General features: G+C 73.4%; 13 protein-coding genes. 11 read left to right on the forward strand and 2 right to left on the reverse strand.

All coding sequences use genetic code 11. The features are described 5' to 3' along the window. Positions 1-113: 113 nt before the first annotated feature. The gene (locus tag WME85_RS03615; protein ID WP_437835284.1) at positions 114-1,061 is read right to left on the reverse strand and encodes a homocysteine S-methyltransferase family protein; all 948 of its coding nucleotides are present in this window, start codon (positions 1,059-1,061) and stop codon (positions 114-116) included. Positions 1,062-1,419: 358 nt separating this feature from the next. Between WME85_RS03615 and WME85_RS03620 the strand changes: the two genes are divergently transcribed. The 11 genes from WME85_RS03620 (at position 1,420) to WME85_RS03670 (ending at position 15,625) form a co-directional block, all read left to right on the forward strand. Then, the gene (locus WME85_RS03620) at positions 1,420-2,037 is read left to right on the forward strand and encodes a hypothetical protein (protein ID WP_437835285.1); all 618 of its coding nucleotides are present in this window, start codon (positions 1,420-1,422) and stop codon (positions 2,035-2,037) included. Between the two features lie 43 nt (positions 2,038-2,080). Then, positions 2,081-3,700, forward strand: a complete 1,620-nt coding sequence (locus tag WME85_RS03625; protein WP_437835286.1) for a S53 family peptidase — start codon at positions 2,081-2,083, stop codon at positions 3,698-3,700. 77 nt (positions 3,701-3,777) lie between these two features. Further along, positions 3,778-4,737, forward strand: a complete 960-nt coding sequence (locus WME85_RS03630; RefSeq protein WP_437835287.1) for a hypothetical protein — start codon at positions 3,778-3,780, stop codon at positions 4,735-4,737. Positions 4,738-4,943: 206 nt separating this feature from the next. After that, positions 4,944-6,512: a L,D-transpeptidase gene (locus WME85_RS03635; protein ID WP_437835288.1), complete on the forward strand. Its 1,569-nt coding sequence runs from the start codon at positions 4,944-4,946 to the stop codon at positions 6,510-6,512. Between the two features lie 247 nt (positions 6,513-6,759). Next, complete coding sequence (locus WME85_RS03640) at positions 6,760-7,395, forward strand: RNA polymerase sigma factor (RefSeq protein WP_437835289.1); 636 nt, start codon at positions 6,760-6,762, stop codon at positions 7,393-7,395. Between the two features lie 166 nt (positions 7,396-7,561). Further along, positions 7,562-7,948 carry a cupredoxin domain-containing protein gene (locus WME85_RS03645; RefSeq protein WP_437835290.1) on the forward strand — a complete coding sequence of 129 codons (387 nt, stop codon included), beginning with the start codon at positions 7,562-7,564 and terminating at the stop codon, positions 7,946-7,948. 28 nt (positions 7,949-7,976) lie between these two features. Next, positions 7,977-8,291 (forward strand): hypothetical protein, encoded by a 315-nt coding sequence (locus tag WME85_RS03650; protein WP_437835291.1) that lies wholly within the window; start codon positions 7,977-7,979, stop codon positions 8,289-8,291. Then, positions 8,281-9,750 (forward strand): TolC family protein, encoded by a 1,470-nt coding sequence (locus WME85_RS03655; protein WP_437835292.1) that lies wholly within the window; start codon positions 8,281-8,283, stop codon positions 9,748-9,750. The genes WME85_RS03650 and WME85_RS03655 overlap by 11 nt, the downstream gene beginning before the upstream one ends. A 1-nt stretch (position 9,751) precedes the next feature. Continuing rightward, positions 9,752-11,059, forward strand: a complete 1,308-nt coding sequence (locus WME85_RS03660) for a multicopper oxidase family protein (RefSeq protein ID WP_437835293.1) — start codon at positions 9,752-9,754, stop codon at positions 11,057-11,059. Between the two features lie 286 nt (positions 11,060-11,345). After that, positions 11,346-14,774 carry a DNRLRE domain-containing protein gene (locus WME85_RS03665; RefSeq protein ID WP_437835294.1) on the forward strand — a complete coding sequence of 1,143 codons (3,429 nt, stop codon included), beginning with the start codon at positions 11,346-11,348 and terminating at the stop codon, positions 14,772-14,774. A gap of 242 nt (positions 14,775-15,016) precedes the next feature. After that, on the forward strand, positions 15,017-15,625 hold the full coding sequence (locus tag WME85_RS03670) for a DUF2914 domain-containing protein (RefSeq protein ID WP_437835295.1): 609 nt from the start codon (positions 15,017-15,019) through the stop codon (positions 15,623-15,625). 141 nt (positions 15,626-15,766) lie between these two features. On the opposite strand, the gene WME85_RS03675 is transcribed toward WME85_RS03670, so the two are convergent. Then, complete coding sequence (locus tag WME85_RS03675; RefSeq protein ID WP_437835296.1) at positions 15,767-17,014, reverse strand: TCR/Tet family MFS transporter; 1,248 nt, start codon at positions 17,012-17,014, stop codon at positions 15,767-15,769. Positions 17,015-17,156 lie beyond the last annotated feature (142 nt).

Consider the following 17,156-nt stretch of genomic DNA (forward strand, 5'->3'; position numbering starts at 1 on the left):
TCTCAGGCTCTGGATCGTCGTGCAGCAGGGCGCGCCGCTGCGCGCCGGCGTCGCCCGGCTCCGCGAGCATCGGTGGCACGTCGCCCCGGGGGGAGCAACCGGCGATCGACCCCTCAGCGCGGCGACCCCGACGGCCCGCGCGCCGCCCCCGCGCCGTGCGCGCGCTCGCCGTCGACCAGCGCCCGCAGCGCCGCGATGTGCGCTGGCCCCGTCCCGCAGCACCCGCCCACGATCGTGGCGCCCGCCTCGAGCCAGCGGCGCGCGAGGTCGGCGTAGCGCGACGCCGCCGAGCTGCCCTGCCCGCCGCGCCACCCGAGCCCCTCGCTGGCGGCGCCCGCGTTCGCGTAGGCCCCGAACGGGACGCCGCACGCCGCGAGCCGCTCGACGTACGCGAGCGTGCGAGTCGCAGGGGTGCAGTTGACGAGCACCGCCCGCGCGCCGCGAGCGGCGGCCTCCCGCGCGGCGACCCCGATGTCCTCGGGCGAGAGCAGGTCCGCCTCCGGGCCCGCCGTGAACGACACCCACGCTTCGACGCCCGTGGCGACCGCCTCCTCGAGCGCCACGAGCGCCTCGCCCACGTGCGGGAACGTCTCGCAGAGCAGGACGTCGACCCCGGCCGACGCGAGCGCCTGCGCGAGCTCGCGGTGCTCCTGCCGCGCGCTGGCGGGGCTCAGATCCGGCCGGTAGCAGTCCTCGAGCGGCGCGATGCTCCCGGCGACCCGGCGCCCCGAGCCCGCATCGCGCGAGGCCTCGCGCGCGAGGGACACGGCGCGCGCCGCGAGCTCGGCCCACGCGGCGCCCGCCTGCCGCCGCCTGGCGCGGAACGTGTTCGCCGTGTGCACCGCCGCGCCCGCGCGCGCGTAGTCGCGGTGGATCGCGCGGACCGCGTCGCAGCCGCGCGCGTCGAGCAGGGCCGCGGCGCTCCAGAGCGGCGACGGCGTCTCGATCCCGCGCGCGGCGAGCTCGGTCCCGAGCGGGCCGTCAAGGACCACGACGTCAGCCACCACGGCCGGTGCGGCCTGCGCGGCCTGCGTGGCTGGCCCGGACGGCTCTTTGAGCATGTCCTCCATGTAGGCTCCGGTATGTCCGCGGCCAGCGCTCAAGGCAATCCCTGATTGCTGCCCTGGCCCCGCTGTATCGTCGCAGGTGAGCGGCACCCGCACAGCGCACCGTCCAGACCACTGCGCCGCAGAAAGAACGATGGAATTCTCTTCCGCGCCGGGAATTTACTTGCCAGGTATGGGGGTGCTGCGGCACCGTTTGATATGAATCTTCTTCCCCTCATTCCACTCAACTCGCGGGAGTCGTGGGGGTCCAACTAGCAGCGATCGCTCGAAGGACCGACAGGGGTGGAGCTCCCTCTGGCCAGCGCGGGGCCAGGTGACCTCCGTCAGTGAGACTATAGAAAGGAACGCCATCATGATCCGACAGTCCATCCGTTCTTCCAAGTCGCTCGCTCTCTGTGTTGCGCTCGGCGTCGTCGCAGCGGCCGGTTTCACCGGATGCAACGCGTCGGAGCCCGTCGCCGATGAACCGGTGGTGGAGAACGAGCGCATCACGCAGTCCGATGTGGCCGCCCTCCAGGCCGGGGAGTTCCTGAGCCTCGACCTGAGCCAGAGCACGGTCTACGCCCTCGACTACGCGGCGGCGCCGATCGACTACAGCCGCATCAAGCTCTCTGCCCCCAGCGGCAAGGAGGTCCTGCTCGAGGACCAGATGCGCGCGATCGAGAGCGCCGACTACGGCGACTACCCGAAGCCCGTCCTGACCGACGCGTCGGACCAGCGGTTCAGCATCTCCTCGGATGAGACCGCCTTCGGCAAGCTGTCGGACAGCGAGCTCGGCGAGCTGAAGGCCAACGGGTTCTTCTACTCGGAGAAGCCCGCGACGGCCCCGAGCGCCAATCCGCAGACCGAGGACCCCGACTGCATCCACGCGTACTGCGAGATCTGCGTGGACAACGAGACCGGCGGCTGGCCGGAGACCTGGTACCCGGGCACGTACACCTGCTACTACATCGAGCACGTGTGGTGCTGAGTCTGGCCTGACGTTCACCCATCCCCCCGGCAAGGCCTCGTCGATGCGTTCGCTCTCGGTTTGGTGCGTTGCGTCGCTCGCCCTGGCGAGCGCGGCGTGCGGAGACGATGGACCGGTGCTCCCGAGCGGCCTTCCCGGGCCGGTCCAGGGCATCTACCTGGACTTCGGCCCGGCGCCGGAGGGAGATCGCTTCCGCGCGTTGATCGGCTTCCCGACCCGGGACGTCTCCGGGCTCGAGGGCGCGATCGACGCCATGTACGATCCCGACAAGCCCGACAGCTTCCGGAAGTACATGTCGGTCGAGGCCTGGATGGAGCGCCACGCCCCTGCCGAGAGCGATATAGCGGCCGTCGAGGCGTGGCTCACCGAGCAGGGAATGGAGATCAGGCGCCGGTCCCGGAACCGGCTCCTGCTCGAGTTCTCGGGCACGGTCGAGCAGTTCAACACCGCCTTTGACGTCGAGCTCCGCGACTTCGAGCGGGAGAACCCGTCGGCGGGCGGTCGGCCGCTCCGCACCTTCGGCGCGCTCGACCCGCTCAGGCCGCCGCAGAAGATCATCGATCTGACGTCGGGCGTGATCGCCGTCGACGTCCCCGCGGACACCGATCCGCTCTCGCAGGAGGGCGGCTCGATCGAGACGGAGCTCCCGGAGCAAGTGGAGCAGGGGTTCACGCCCGCGCAGATCGCGCGCGCCTACGAGGTCGACAGGCTGCACGAGGGCGGGCACCTCGGGCAGGGCGTGAAGCTCGGCGTCGTGGTCGGGGCGACGTTCAAGACCAGGGATCTCCAGTCGTTCTGGCGAACGTTCGGCGTCTCGCGCGACAACCCGGAGGTCGTGCTCACGGCGGATCCCGTCTCGACGCGCTACGTGGAGACGACGCTCGACACGCAGTGGTCGGGCGTGATGGCGCCCGAGGCGCAGGTCATCGCGTACGAGGGGCCGGACGCGCGCACCCTCTCCATCCTCTACGCGTGGAACGAGGCGATCGCGGCCGGCGAGGTGTCGGTGCTCTCGACCTCGTTCGCGCACCGCGAGGAGACCGAAGCCGAGGTGATCCGGCAGCAGTACAACGAGGCGGCGCGGATGGGCGCGGCGCTCGGGATGACGATCGTCGTCGCGAGCGGCGACTCGAGCAGGCCCGACGTGCCGTCGTCGAGCCCGTACGTGACGTGCGTCGGCGGGACGGTGCTCGAGCTCGGCGACGACGGCGAGGTCGCGCGCGAGGTGGCGTGGAGCGGCTCGGGGTCGGGCCGGTCCCGCTCCTTCAAGACGCCCAGCTGGCAGAAGGACGTCGTGACGGACGCGCAGGGCCAGCGCGCCGTCTCCGATGTGGCGCTGAACGCATCGCCGGACTCGACGTACTGGCTCTACTTTCTGGGCGAGTGGGACCGCCGCAGCGGCACCTCGTTCGCTGCCCCGGTGTTCGCCGGCATGATGGCGTCGGTGAACAGCTACCGGCTCGCGGAGGGCAAGCCAGTCGCGGGGTGGCTGAACAAGACCCTCTACGAGCGCAAGGACGTGCAGGCCGCGTTCCGCGACATCACCGAAGGGAAGACCCCCAGCAACGAGTACGCCCCTGGGTTCAGCGCGGGGCCTGGCTGGGACTACCCGACCGGCTGGGGCGCGCCGCTCGCGGACAAGCTCGCCGAGGCGCTCCCATAGAGAGCGGTTAGAGAGCGGTCGCTGCGGTAGCGCCCTGCTCGTCGTCCCGGCGGCGCGGATGCGTCATCCTGCGCTGGATGACGCTCCCCGCCGCGCTCCTCTACCGCTCGCTCGCATGCCTCTCGCTCCTCGCGGCGGCGCCCGGCTGCGATCGCCCGGGCCGCGCCGCCGGCACCGCGCCCGCGCCGCCTGGCGCGTCGTCGGCCCCGGCGCGCGGCGGCGCGGAGCAGGCCGCGGGCGGCGCGACGGCGGCGGCCCCTGCCGCAGACGGCGGCGTGACGGCGCCGGCCGCGGATGCCGCGCCGCCGGCCGCGGGCGCGGCGGCGCTCGCCGCGCAGATCGCGCCGCTCCGCGCGGAGGGGCCGTTCGTGGAGCTCGCCGTCGAGGGGTTCCCGAGCGCGGTCGTGTCGGTGCCGATCGGCGCGACGGCGCGGCGCCCCGTGCTCATCGCGTCGCACGGCAACTACGACCGGCCCGAGTGGCAGTGTCAGGTGTGGCGCGGCATCGCGGGGGACGGCGCGTTCATCCTGTGTCCGCGCGGCGTCGCGCGCTCCGACTCGCCGTCGGCGAGCGACGTCCGCTTCACGTACGAGAGCAACGCCCGCCTGGAGCAGGAGATCGACGCGGGCCTCGCGGCGCTGCGGGCGCGCTTCCCCGAGCACGTGGACCCCGGGGCGGTGCTCTATACGGGCTTCTCGCTGGGCGCGATCATGGGCTCCGCGATCGCCGCGCGCCGGGCGGCGCTCTTCCCGCGCCTCGTGCTGGTCGAGGGCGGGCACGACAAGTGGACCCCGGCGACCGCGAAGGCGTTCGCGGAAGGCGGCGGGCAGCGCGTCCTCTTCGTGTGCGCGCAGGCCGGCTGCGGCGCGGCCGCGTCGGCGGCCGCCGCGCGCCTCGAGAGGGCGGGGGTGCTCACGCGCGTGGTGCGCGGCAAGGAGGCCGGACACCGCTATGACGGGCCGGTCGCCGAGGAGACCCAGCGGGCGCTCGGCTGGATCCTCGAAGGAGATCCGCGCTGGCTCGCCGACGGGGGGTGAGGGGGCGCGCGACGGACTGCCGCGTCTGCTTGATTGGCCGCCGCGCCGACGCGCCGACGCGCCGACGCGCCGACGCGCCGACGCGCCGACGCGCCGACGCGCCGACGCGCCGACGCGCCGACGCGGCGGCGCGCCGACGCGGCGGCGCGCCGGCGCGGTCTGGCCGGCGGGCGGGCTCTGAGCTAGACGAGGGGTCCTTGCTCGTCATGGCTTGCTCTTTCCCGGATGCGCGCGCGCGGCGCCGCGGTGGCCTGGATCGGCTGCTGCGCGCGTCGGCGCTCGCTGCGTCGGCGCTCGTGGCGGGCTGCGGCCCAGGCGAGGAGCCGCCGGGGCGCTCGGCCGCCGTGCAGGCGATGGCCCCGGAGCCGGCGCCCGCCGCCACGGTCGTGGCGGAGCCGCTGGACGGCGGCCCCGATGGCGAGGCCGAGCCCGCGGCGGCGCGGGAGGCGCTGCGGCCGGGGCGCGGCGAGAGGCTCGCGAGCATCGCGATGCGCACGTTCGTGTACGCCGCGCCCGAGCGTCGCGCGGCCAAGCTGGGCTACCTGAGGGCCGGCGCGCTGGTCGAGCGCGCCGCGGCGCCGTCGGGCGACGACGGCTGTCCCGGCGGCTGGTACGCCGTGCACCCGCGCGGCTTCGTGTGCGTCGGCCGGGGCGCCTCGCTGGAGCTCGGCCACGAGATCGTCGCCGCCACGCCGGCCGGCCCGCGCCGCGGCGAGCCGTACCCGTACCGCTACGTCGTCTCGCGCAAGCCGCCGCCGCACCTCTATGTGCACCTCCCGAGCGAGGCGGAGCAGCGGCGCGTCGAGGGGCGCTCGCGCAGCCAGGGCACCCCTGCCTGGTCCCGCCGCGACGAGGCGCTCCTCGGCGAGCCGGACCCGCTCACGCCCTTCTTCGCGAGCCGCCGCGACCTGCCGAAGCCGTTCGGCGCCGCCGAGAAGGTCCGGTTCCCCGCGCACCGCGGGCGCGCGCGAGCCGACTCGGCGTTCGGCTTGATCTCCACGTTCGAGTGGACCGGTCGGCGCTTCGGCCTGACGACCGAGCTCGATCTCATCCCGATCGATCGCACCTCGGCCGTCGTTCCCACGGCGATGCGCGGCGTGGAGGTGAAGACCGAGGGCACCCCCGCGTTCGTCATGCACCACGGCGTGCGCACGCTGAAGCCGGACGCCTCGGGCGAGCTCAAGCCGGACGGCTGGGCGGCGCACCGCTCCGGCTGGGTGCTCACCGGCAAGACGGCCGCCGGCGGCGCCTATGCCGAGACCGACGCGGGCGTGTGGATCCCCGCGTCCGCGCTGCGCGTCGCCCGGCTGGGCCGCGACTTCTGGGGGCACGCCGCGCGCGGCAGGAAGTGGATCGACATCTCGATCGAGCTCCAGATGCTGGTCGCCTACGAGGGCACGCGCCCCGTGTTCGCCACGCTCGTCTCGACGGGCCGCGGCGAGCTCGGCGACCCGGCGACGACGAGCGCCACCGTGCAGGGCACGTTCTTCATCCGCGAGAAGCACGTCACCGCGACGATGGACGGCGACGATCTCAGCGAGACCTCCGTCGACCTGCGCGACGTGCCCTATGTCCAGTACTTCCACAACAGCTACGCGCTGCACGGCGTCTACTGGCACGACGCGTTCGGCAAGGTGCGGAGCAGCGGCTGCGTGAACCTCGCGCCCGCCGACGCCGCGTGGCTGTTCGAGTGGACCGACCCCGCCGTGCCCGAGGGGTGGCACGCGGCGTTCAACGACAACAAGGGCGGGACGCTCGTGTACATCCACGCCTGACCGGCGTGCGGGCTCAGCCGGAGGCCACAGGCAGGGCAGCTGCAGCGCGGTTCGTCAGGCGAGAGAGAGGTGAACCGCCAGGAGGCCGGAGGGGAGCCGCCGGAGCGCGTCCGCGGCGCGCGCGGGCGCCGGCGCACCGCTCGCCGGACGCCGGACGCCGGACGCGACCGCGGCCCAGGGGCGCCCGGCGGGACGCGCTGGCCCGGGGCGTGTAGCGCCGGACCGGGAGCGAGGTTAGCTTCGGGCGATGAGCGATCCGGAGCGTCCCGACAGCGACGTCGAGCGCGCGATGTCGGGCGACGCCATCGCCACCCTCGTCCAGGGGTACAGCGAGTTTCGCCGCTTCCTGGAGCGCCGGGTGGGCAGCCAGGCCGTCGCCGAGGACATCCTTCAGGAGGCCTTCGCGCGCGGCATCGACCGCATCGGCGCGCTGCGCAGCGACGAGTCCGTCACGGCCTGGTTCTACCGCGCGCTCCGGAACGCCGTGATCGACCACTACCGGCGCCGCGGGGCGTCGGAGCGCGCGATGGCCGCGCTGGCCGCCGAGCTCGACGAGGCGGTCGAGCCCGACGTCGAGATGCAGCGCGCCGTGTGCCAGTGCGTCCGGGGGCTCGCCGGCGTGCTGAAGCCCGAGTACGCCGCCGCGCTCCAGCGCGTGGAGATCGACGGCCTCTCGGTGCAGGCCTTCGCCGAGGAGGCGTCGATCACCCCGAACAACGCGGCGGTGCGGCTCTTCCGCGCGCGCGAGGCGCTCCGCAAGCGCGTGGCCGCGACGTGCGGCGCCTGCGCTGCCGAGGGGTGCCTCGACTGCTCCTGCGGGCCGCTCCCGGCGGACGCGGCGCCCGCGCCGGCCGGCGGCTGCTCTCACGGCGCCGGGCGCTGACCAGCCCCGCGGCAGCCGGGCGGAGCCGACCGGCGAGCCGAGCCACCCCCTCATCAGGCGATCGGCCAGCCCGGGCGGCGGCGTGTGATCCACCCGCTGCGCGAGGCGTGTAATACCGCCGCGCCGCGCGCGTCGGCCGTGCAGAACCCCGAACGGAAGGTGTCCCATGCTCATGACGCGTCTCCTCGTCGCCTCTGGTCTCGCTGCCGCCTCGCTCCTCGCCCCCTCGCTGCTCGTCTCGCGTGCCGCGGCCGAGGGGGCCCCCGCCCCTTCGCCGCAGGCGGTCCGGGAGATCGAGATCGTGGTGGACGGCGGCTACAAGCCGAGCCGCATCGTCGTCGCCGAGGGCGAGCGGGTCCGCCTGAAGCTGATCCGGCGGGACTACTCGCCTTGCTCGCGGGAGATCGTCTTCGCTTCCCTCAACATCCGGCGCGAGCTGCCGACGGACGTGCCGGTGGTGATCGACCTCCCGGCGCTGAGCGCTGGAGAGGTCGAGTTCAAATGCGGCATGAACATGCTGCGGGGCGTGATCGTCGTCGAGCCTCGCAAGTGATCGCACTGCCCACGCTGGAGCGGCTCCCATGAATGCACCTCACCCCCCCGGGCTGAACGCCCTGCTGCTCGTCGTCGTCGCCGCGCTGGCCAGCTGCGCCCCGCGCAGCCGCCCCGCGAGCTTCCCCGCGTCGTCCGCCGCCTCGCCAGAGGCCGCGGAGGCCCCCACGCCGCGGATCGGCGTCGCCCTCTCGGAGGACCCTCCGCTGCCGGGCGCGCCCGCCGCCGGCTGGGTCGGCCTGGAGCCGGCCAAGGCGCCGGGCGCCGGCGCCGATCCTCACCAGCACCACCACCATCAAGGCCACGCGCCGCCGCAGACCCCGGAGCCCGTCCATGCGCACTGAACGCCCGCGATCGCGCTCCCTCGCCGCGCGCCTCCTGCCGCTCGCGGCGGGCGTCGCGCTCTCCCTCTCGGCCGGCTGCGCCGTCCCCTCGGCGGCCACCGACATGGCGCGGGTCCGCCGCCTCTCCGGCGCGACTCTCCCGCCGAGCGCCACGTCGGCCGAGGTCGATCCGGAGTCGGCTGGCGACGCGCGGGCGCTCGCGCAGCGGCCGCTCACCGCGGACGCCGCGGTGCGCGTCGCGCTGCTCAACAACCGCGAGCTGCGCGCCACGCTCAAGGAGATCGGCGTGACCCGGGGCAACATCGAGCAGGCGGGCGCGCTGCCGAACCCGGAGATCGAGGTCGAGGTGACGCCCCGGCAGGAGGGGCTCGAGCACGCGCACGTCGAGCTCTCGGTCGAGATCGACCTGACCTCGGCGCTCCTGGCGCCGCTCCGCGCGCGGGCGGCGCGGTCGGAGCACGAGGCGGCGCGCTACCGCGCGGCCGGCGCGGTCGTCGAGCTCGGCTACCAGGTGCGCGCCGCGTTCTACGCCGCGCAGGCCGCGGAGCAGCGGCTCGGCATCGCGAACCGCGCGCTCGACGCGCTCGCCGCCGCCCGCGACGCCGCGCGCGCGCTGTTCGCGGCGGGCAACGTCCCGGAGCTCGACGTGGCGACGCAGGAGGCGGGCTACGAGGAGGCCCGCGTCACGGCCGCCCAGATCGAGCTGGAGCTCCTCTCGCAGCGCGAGCGGCTGAACCGGCTGCTCGGCCTCTCCGGCCCGTCGACCGCCTGGACGATGGCCGGCGCGCTCCCGCGGCCGCCCGCGGCGCCCTCGACGCCGTCGGGCGCGGAGGCGCGGGCCTTGCGGGCGAGCCTCGAGCTCGCGGAGCTGCGCAGCCGGCTCGACGCGGCGGCCGACCGCGCCGGCGCGCTCCGGGCCGAGGGCTGGGTGCCGGACATGTCGGTCGGCGTCCACGGCGAGCGGGAGCTCCCCGGGAGCGGCGAGGTGGGGGCAGACCACCCCTGGGTCTTCGGCGCGGGGCTCCGCCTGTCGCTCCCGATCTTCAACCGCCAGCGGGGCGCCGAGGCGGCGCAGACGGCGGAGTTCGACGGCCTGCTCGAGCGCTACCACGGGCGCGCGATCGACATCCGCTCGGCGCTCCGCGAGGCGCGCAGCCGGCTCGTTTCCGCGCACGCGCGGGCGCGGCAGCACGAGCGGGTCATCGTCCCCGCGCGCCGGCGGGTGCTGGAGCAGGCGCTGCTCCAGTACAACGCGATGCAGGTCGGCGTCTTCCAGCTGCTGGAGGCGCACCGCCAGCAGCTCGACGCCGAGCTCGCGGCGGTCGAGGCGCTGCGCGAGTACTGGACGGCGAAGGCTGCGTTCGACGCGCTCCTTTCAGGGCGCCGCGTCGAGGCTGGGGGGGCGGAGGCCCCCGCTGCGATGCCGAGGGCCTCGGGCACCGGCGAAGGAGGGCACTGACATGGATCGACGTTCTTTCATCCACGCGGGCGGCCTGGCGGCCGGCGCCGCCCTGATCACGCGCGGCATCGCCCATGCGCAGGAGCGCCCGGGCGCCCCGCCTCGCCGGACGTCGGCGCCCGGGGCGCAGCCTGCGGTGGTGACGCCGAACGGCAGCACGCTCCCGCTCCGGGTGGTGGACGGCGTGAAGGTCGGCCACCTCGTCGCGGGCCCGCTCGAGCACGAGTTCGCGCCTGGCCTGAAGTGCGAGGTGTGGGGCTACAACGGGAGCACGCCGGGCCCGACGATCGAGGCGGTCGAGGGCGATCGGCTGCGCATCTACGTGACGAACTCCCTGCCCGAGGCCACGACCGTCCACTGGCACGGCCTGGTGCTGCCGAACGGCATGGATGGGGTCTCCGGGCTCAACCAGCGCCCGATCCTGCCCGGGGAGACGTATGTTTACGAGTTCGTCCTCCGGTATCCGGGGACGTACATGTATCACTCGCATTTCGACGAGATGACCCAGATCGCGCTGGGCGCGGTGGGGATGTTCGTCGTGCACCCGAAGCGGCCTCGCGGCCCGCGCGTGGACCGGGATTTCGTGCTGATGACGCACGAGTGGAAGATCAACGCGGGCGCGCGCCGGCCGGATCCGAACGCGATGAGCGATTTCAACGTCCTCACGTTCAACGGCAAGTCGTTCCCCGCGACGGCGCCGCTGCTCGTCGGCCGCGGCGAGCGCGTGCGCGTCCGCCTCGGGAACCTCGGCCCGATGGATCACCATCCGATCCACCTTCATGGCCTGTCGTTCCAGCTCACGGCGACGGACGGCGGGTATGTCCCCGAGTCCGCGCAGTACCCGGAGACCACGGTCCTCGTGCCGGTGGGGAGCACGCGGGTCATCGAGTTCGTCCCCGAGGAGGCGGGCGACTGGGCGGTGCACTGTCACATGACCCACCACACGATGATGCAGATGGGCCACGGCCTGCCGAACATGGTCGGCGCCGACACCCGCGCGCTCGATCGGCGGATGAGCCGCGTGATGCCTGGCTACATGACGATGGGGACCACGGGAATGGGCGGCATGGGCGAGATGCAGATGGCGATGCCCGCGAACAGCCTGCCGATGCGCGGGGGTGCCGGCCCGTTCTCGTACATCGACATGGGCGGCATGTTCACGGTGCTCAAGGTCCGCGATGACCCGGACAAGGCGGACCCGAACGGCTGGTACGCGCACCCGGCCGGCACGGTGGCCGGCCCGGCGAGCGCGGAGCGGATGCGGGCGGACGGGATCGACCCGGCGGCGGGCGTGAAGCGCGGCGGCTGAACTCGACGCGAGCCGCGGTGAGCGCGCAGGTGGGTTGACCGGCGTTCCTCGTCCCCGAAGAGGAATCGATCGCTCGGGTCATGAATGCTCCATGAAGACGTCGCACGCACGATGTCTGAGGCGGTGTAGTGTCATCGTGACCACTGCTGCCTGCAGTGCCCGCTTCCTCCTCCTCGCTCCAACGCCAGTAGGTGTCATCGTGCGAAACCTCTCCTCGTCCGCGCGCGCGGACTCATGCGTGTGGAATTTTCTTCTCCGGAGTCACCCTGCCCGGTGGACCGCCGCAATGGCGCTTGCCACCGCCTGCGGCTGCGGCGACTCGACGGCTCCCGACGAGCTCGGGCGCGCCCAGCAGGCCGTCTCGCTCCCGGGCGGGCGCGTGGTCATCAGCCAGGTGTACGGCGGCGGCGGCAACGCCGGCGCCGCGTACACCCATGATTTCGTCGAGCTGTTCAATCGCTCGAGCGGCCCCGTGTCGCTCGCGGGGTGGTCCATCCAGTACGCGAGCGCCACCGGCACGGGCGCCTTCGGGGCCACGACCGCGCAGCTCACGGAGCTGCCTGCGGTCACCTTGCAGCCTGGCCGGTACCTGCTCGTGCAGGGGGCCGCGGGGTCGGGGAGCGGCGCGCCGCTCCCCGCCGTCGACGTCGCCGACGCGACCCCCATCAACCTGAGCGGTTCGGCGGGGAAGATCGCGCTGGTCCGGCAGGCCGCAGGCCTCGGCTGCAACGGCGGGTCTTCGCCGTGCTCGGCGGCGCAGGAGGCGTCGCTCGAGGACCTCGTCGGCTACGGCGGAGCCAACTATTTCGAGGGCTCCGCGCCGGCTCCGGCGACGGCCAACGCGACGGCCTCGATCCGGCGAGGCGCCGGCTGCCAGGACACGTCCAGCAATGCCGAGGACCTCTCGACGGGGACGCCCGCCCCGCGCAGCACCTCGACCGCAACGTCCCCGTGCGGCGCCGATACCCCGCCGGGGGTCGCCGCGACGACGCCCAGCGACGGCGTGACCGGCGTGGACCCGGCCGCGGACCTGAGCGTGGCGTTCAGCGAGCCGGTGGTCGCGAGCGACGCATTCGAGCTCTCCTGCGCGGGCGCCGCGCGCCCCATCACGGTCAGCGGCGGCCCCGTCGGCTTCACGCTCGCGCCCACCGAGGCCCTCCCCGCGAGCGCCTCGTGCACCCTCACCATCCGCGCGAGCGGCGTCGTGGAGCGCGACGCGGGGCTCGACGGCACGTTCGACCCCTTGCCGGCCGACGTCTCGATCTCGTTCACGACGGCGCGCGAGGCGACGGCGGTCGCGATCCACGACATCCAGGGGCGCGCGCACCTCTCGCCGCTCTCGGGCACCGTCGTGAAGACGACGGGCATCGTGACGAGCCTGCGCGGCAATGGCTTCACCGTCGAATCGCCTGCGCCTGACGGCGATCCGGCGACATCCGAGGGGCTGCTCGTGTTCACCGGCTCCGCCCCGGCGGTGAGGACCGGCGACCTTGTCGAGCTCTCGGGCGAGGTGGTCGAGTTCCGCGGCGGCTGCGCCGACCCGTGCACGCCCTCCCGAGGCAGCGGGTACAACAACCTGACCGTCACCGAGCTCAGCCGACCGCAGATCCTCGTCCTCTCGAGCGGCCATACGCTGCCGGCTCCGGTCTCGATCGGCTTCGCGCCCGGCGCGCGGAGGCCCCCTGCGCAGGTCATCGAGGACGACACCGCTGGCAACGTGGAGACGTCGGGCGACTTCGATCCCGAGGCCGACGGCATCGATTTCTGGGAGAGCCTCGAGGGCATGCGGGTGAGCCTGAGCCGTCCTGTCGTCGTGGGCCCGACCCGCACGTTCGCGAGCTCGGGCACCGCGGAGATCGCGCTGATCCCCGGCGATCGCGACGAGGTCACCGGCGCCGCGGCCGGCGTGCGCAGCGCGCGAGGCGCCATCGTCCTCAGCCCCGGCGACTTCAACCCGGAGCGGATCCTGCTCCAGCTCCCTCTGCGGGCCTCACCGCCGATGCTCGACGTCGGCGCGACGTTCGCCGGGCCCGTCCTGGGCACGATCGACTACAACTTCGCCAACTACAAGCTCCTTCCGGTCGACGACGCGATCCCCGCGGCGACCTCGGCGCTCGCGCGCGAGACCGTGTCGCTCGGAGCGCGGAGCACCGACGAGCTCGACATCGCCGCGTTCAACGTCGAGAACCTCGACGCCGGCGATCCGCAGGAGAAGTTCGAACGACTCGCCCGGATCATCGCCGACAACCTCGGCAGCCCTGACCTCCTGGCCCTCGAGGAGGTCCAGGACAACAGCGGTGCGACCAACGACGCCGTGGTGGACGCCTCCGCGACGTTCGCGCGGCTCATCGGCGCGATCGCGGCCGTGCCGGGCGCGCCGACCTATGCGTTCCGGAGCGTCGACCCGGTGGACGGCGCGGACGGCGGCGAGCCGGGCGGCAACATCCGCGTCGGCTTCCTGTTCCGGACCGATCGCGGGCTCCAGTTCGTCGACCGCCCGGGCGCATCGGCGCTGACGCCCAACGAGGTCGTCGGCGACGCGGGCGGCGTGTCGCTCCGCTACAGCCCGGGCCGCGTCGATCCGGGCAACCCGGCCTTCGACAGCAGCCGCAAGCCGCTCGCGGGCGAGTTCCGCTGGAACGGCCAGCCGCTGTTCGTGGTGGCCAACCACTGGAACTCCAAGGGCGGCGATCAGCCGCTGAACGGGCGCTTTCAGCCCCCGATCCTCTCCAGCGAGGCGCAGCGGCTGCAGCAGGCCACCGTGGTGGCCGGCTTCGTGCGGCAGATCCTCGATCGCGACCCCTCCGCGAACGTGGTCGTCCTCGGCGACCTGAACGACTTCCAGTTCTCGTCGCCCCTCGGGATCCTCAAGGACGCGGGGCTGACCACGCTCATCGAGACGCTCCCGCCGGAGGAGCGCTACTCGTACGTGTACGACGGCAATGGCCAGGTGCTCGATCACGTGCTGGTCAGCGCGAGCCTGGCTGGACCGAAGCTCGTGGGCTTCGACGTCGTGCACGTCAACGCGGAGTTCGCTGACCAGGCCAGCGATCACGATCCCGGCGTGGCGCGGTTCCGCGTCGCGCCGGATATGGATGGCGACGGCGTCCCTGACGCGCTCGACAGCTGCCCCACGGTGCGCAACCCGCTCCAGGCGGACTCGGACGGCGACGGCCTCGGCGATGTCTGCGACCTCGAGTGCGTCAGCGTGCAACGGGGCACCTTCGGCGGCGCGCAGGACTCCATCGTCGAGGGCGGCGTGACGGGCTGGTCGTACGGCGGATATCCCTATCTCCTCACCAGCGCGGGCGCGGCGCGCCCGCTGACGGCGCTCATCGCCCACGATCTGTCGTTCATCCCCGCGGGCTCGAGGGTGGCGTCAGCGGTCCTCTCCCTTTCCTACGGCTGGAAGCCCGCGGGCAGCGCCGTCACCGTGCACCGCGTGAGCGGCGCCTGGGGCGAGCCCACCGTCAACGCCGGCAACTTCAGCGGCTACAGCCCTGCTGTCGAGGCCTCGCTCACCACGCTCTCGCAGACCGACGCGTGGGCCTCCGTCGGCCTGACCTCGCTCGTCCAGGCCTGGGTCGACGGCGCGCTCCCGAACCATGGTGTCGCGCTGATCGACGCGGTGAACAGGACCGATTTCCGCGCGAGCGAGTATCATGACGTCGCGCGCCGGCCGAAGCTCGATGTCTGCTACTACGCAGCGGAGTGACCGTCGCCGCGCGACGCGGCGCCGATCGCGGCGCGCGGCCTGACGCGCAGGCGGTTCTCCTCGGCGCCTCGGGTCAGGTCGAGACGGCAGCGTGGTCGTTCGTCGCGCCGGACACACGGGGCGCGGTCGGGCGACCACAGGCCCCGGCAAAATCCTCAACGATTTCAAAGTCGCAGAAGCGGTCCGCGCCTTGCCAGAACACCGCCCTACGGGGACGCCCCGGCTCACGGAGGAGTGCTTCCATGGCGACGAAGATGGCTCGACGGATGATGTTTCTGGCGCTCTGCACGGTTTCGCTCGCTGGCTGCGGTGAGCGGCACGACGCGCGGCCCCCGGCGCCTGCCGCCGCCGCGAGCCCTACGGCGGCGCAGTGCCCCGAGCCTGTCGCCGTCGCGGCGGCGCCCGCGGCGGCGCCTGCTGCGACGGTGACTGCGGCCGCGCCCATGACGGCGCCCCCGCCGGCCGCGGGCGCCGCGGGGATCAGGGAGCGCAAGGAGAAGGCGAGGGGCGCGGCGGAGCTGAAGGTGAAGCGGCTCGTCGTCGCCGCGGGCGTGAAGGACCGCGAGCCGGTGGCGCCGGGGACCACGTTCCGCGCGCCGGAGACGGAGCGACTCTATGCCTTCATCGAGCTCGAGAACCGGAGCGAGGGCGAGGGGGAGATCACCGTCGCGTTCGTCCCGCCGGACGGCGGCGCGCCGGTCGGGAACGTGACGCTCGGGGTCGGTCCGTCGCCGCGGTGGCGCACGTGGGCGTTCACGCGCGGGGCGCGCAAGGCGGGGGAGTGGACGGCGGTCGTGCGGTCGGAGACGGGCGAGGAGCTCGCGCGCGCGCCGTTCGAGGTGACGCTGTAAGCCAGCATGGGCTGGGGGCGAGAGACGCTGTCGGGGGCGGGTGAACCGGCGAGCGAGGGTGGTGCAGTCACTTGAGCATGAAGGCAGGCGTCGGTGCCTCAGGCGTCGTGCCTCAGGCGTCGGTGCCTCAGGCGTCGTGCCTCAGGCGTCGGTGACGGAGCGGTCCACGACCACGGCGCCGCCTCCGCGCGCGAAGAGGCGGAGCGCGAGCAGGAGCCCGAGCGCGCAGAAGCCGGCGGCCGCGAAGAAGGCCGCGCCGGGGATGTACGGGGCGGCGGTCGGCGAGGCGAAGCGCGCGAAGAGGCTCGTGCCGAGGAGCGGGGCGACGATGGAGATCAGGCTCTGCAGGCTGGCCAGCGAGCCCTGGAGCTCGCCCTGCTCGGACGGGCCGACCTCCCGGGAGAGGAGCGCTTGCCCCGCTGGACCAGCGATGCCGCCGAGCGAAAATGGCACGATGAGCGCGTACGCGAGCCAGCCCCGGTGGGCCAGCCCGAAAGCCACGAAGCTCATGGCGCTGAGCCCGAGCCCTACCGCGAGCGACCGGCGCTCTCCGAGCCGCGGGATCACCACGCGGACGAGCCCTCCGAGGACGACCGCGTTGCAGATGCCCACCAGGGCGAGCGACATGCCGATATCCAGCGATTGCCATCCGAAGCGCTGTTCGGTGTGGAGCGCCCAGACGCTCTGGAGGATGCCCTGGGACATGGAGTTGCAGACGATGACGCCGGCGAGCCCGAAGACGAACGGGTGGCGGCCGAGGTTGCGCAGCGATGCGAGCGGGTTCGCGCGGCGCAGGGAGAACGCGCGGCGGTGCTCGCGCGGGAGCGACTCGGGGAGGATGAGCACGCCATAAAGCAAATTCAGCAGATTGAGCCCCGCCGCCACGAAGAACGGGAGCCGCAGGTGGACGCTGCCGAGCAGTCCGCCAGCGGCGGGTCCGAGGATGAACCCGAGCCCGAGCGCGGCGCCCATGAGCCCGAAGCTCTGGGCCCGCTTCTCCGGCGGAGAGACGTCGGCGATGTACGCGCTCGCCGCCGAGAAGCTGGCGCCCGTGATGCCCGCGAGCATGCGCCCCACGAAGAGCCACGTGAGGCTCGGCGCGAAGGCAAGGAGCAGGTAATCGAGCGTCGCGCCGAGCAGCGACAGCAGGATCACCGTGCGCCGGCCAAATCGGTCGCTCAGCGCGCCGAGGATCGGCGCGAACACGAGCTGCATCACCGAGTAGACCGCCACCCATGCGCCGTAATACCGAGACACGGCGCCGACGTCGTCCCCGGTGAAGCTGCTGACGAGCGTCGGCAGGACCGGGATGAGCAGGCCGATGCCCAGCGTGTCGAGCAGCAGGGTGACCAGAATGAAAAAGGTGCTCGCGCTCCGCGGAAAGCTCATCGAAGGGTGTCGCGCAGTGTGACGCGCGCGGCCGCGCGCGTCTACGACGATCGGATGACAGCATCGCGCCGCCAGCCCGCGAGGGGGCGCGCGGCCCTTGGCGCTCGCGGCCGATCGCCACTCTCATCGTTCTCGTTTCGCG

It is taken from the genome of Sorangium sp. So ce1153 (assembly GCF_051521595.1).
In the GTDB taxonomy this organism is placed as follows: domain Bacteria; phylum Myxococcota_A; class Polyangia; order Polyangiales; family Polyangiaceae; genus Sorangium.

Bases quoted from the DNA above. Each gene is read 5' to 3' on its own strand.
- WME85_RS03660 (WP_437835293.1), top strand. From the start codon at position 9,752: ATGGATCGACGTTCTTTCATCCACGCGGGCGGCCTGGCGGCCGGCGCC.
- WME85_RS03650 (WP_437835291.1), top strand. From the start codon at position 7,977: ATGAATGCACCTCACCCCCCCGGGCTGAACGCCCTGCTGCTCGTCGTC.
- WME85_RS03645 (WP_437835290.1), top strand. From the start codon at position 7,562: ATGCTCATGACGCGTCTCCTCGTCGCCTCTGGTCTCGCTGCCGCCTCG.
- WME85_RS03635 (WP_437835288.1), top strand. From the start codon at position 4,944: ATGGCTTGCTCTTTCCCGGATGCGCGCGCGCGGCGCCGCGGTGGCCTG.
- WME85_RS03640 (WP_437835289.1), top strand. From the start codon at position 6,760: ATGAGCGATCCGGAGCGTCCCGACAGCGACGTCGAGCGCGCGATGTCG.
- WME85_RS03630 (WP_437835287.1), top strand. From the start codon at position 3,778: ATGACGCTCCCCGCCGCGCTCCTCTACCGCTCGCTCGCATGCCTCTCG.
- WME85_RS03670 (WP_437835295.1), top strand. From the start codon at position 15,017: ATGGCGACGAAGATGGCTCGACGGATGATGTTTCTGGCGCTCTGCACG.
- WME85_RS03625 (WP_437835286.1), top strand. From the start codon at position 2,081: ATGCGTTCGCTCTCGGTTTGGTGCGTTGCGTCGCTCGCCCTGGCGAGC.
- WME85_RS03620 (WP_437835285.1), top strand. From the start codon at position 1,420: ATGATCCGACAGTCCATCCGTTCTTCCAAGTCGCTCGCTCTCTGTGTT.
- WME85_RS03615 (WP_437835284.1), bottom strand. From the start codon at position 1,061: ATGCTCAAAGAGCCGTCCGGGCCAGCCACGCAGGCCGCGCAGGCCGCA.
- WME85_RS03655 (WP_437835292.1), top strand. From the start codon at position 8,281: ATGCGCACTGAACGCCCGCGATCGCGCTCCCTCGCCGCGCGCCTCCTG.
- WME85_RS03675 (WP_437835296.1), bottom strand. From the start codon at position 17,014: ATGAGCTTTCCGCGGAGCGCGAGCACCTTTTTCATTCTGGTCACCCTG.
- WME85_RS03665 (WP_437835294.1), top strand. From the start codon at position 11,346: ATGGCGCTTGCCACCGCCTGCGGCTGCGGCGACTCGACGGCTCCCGAC.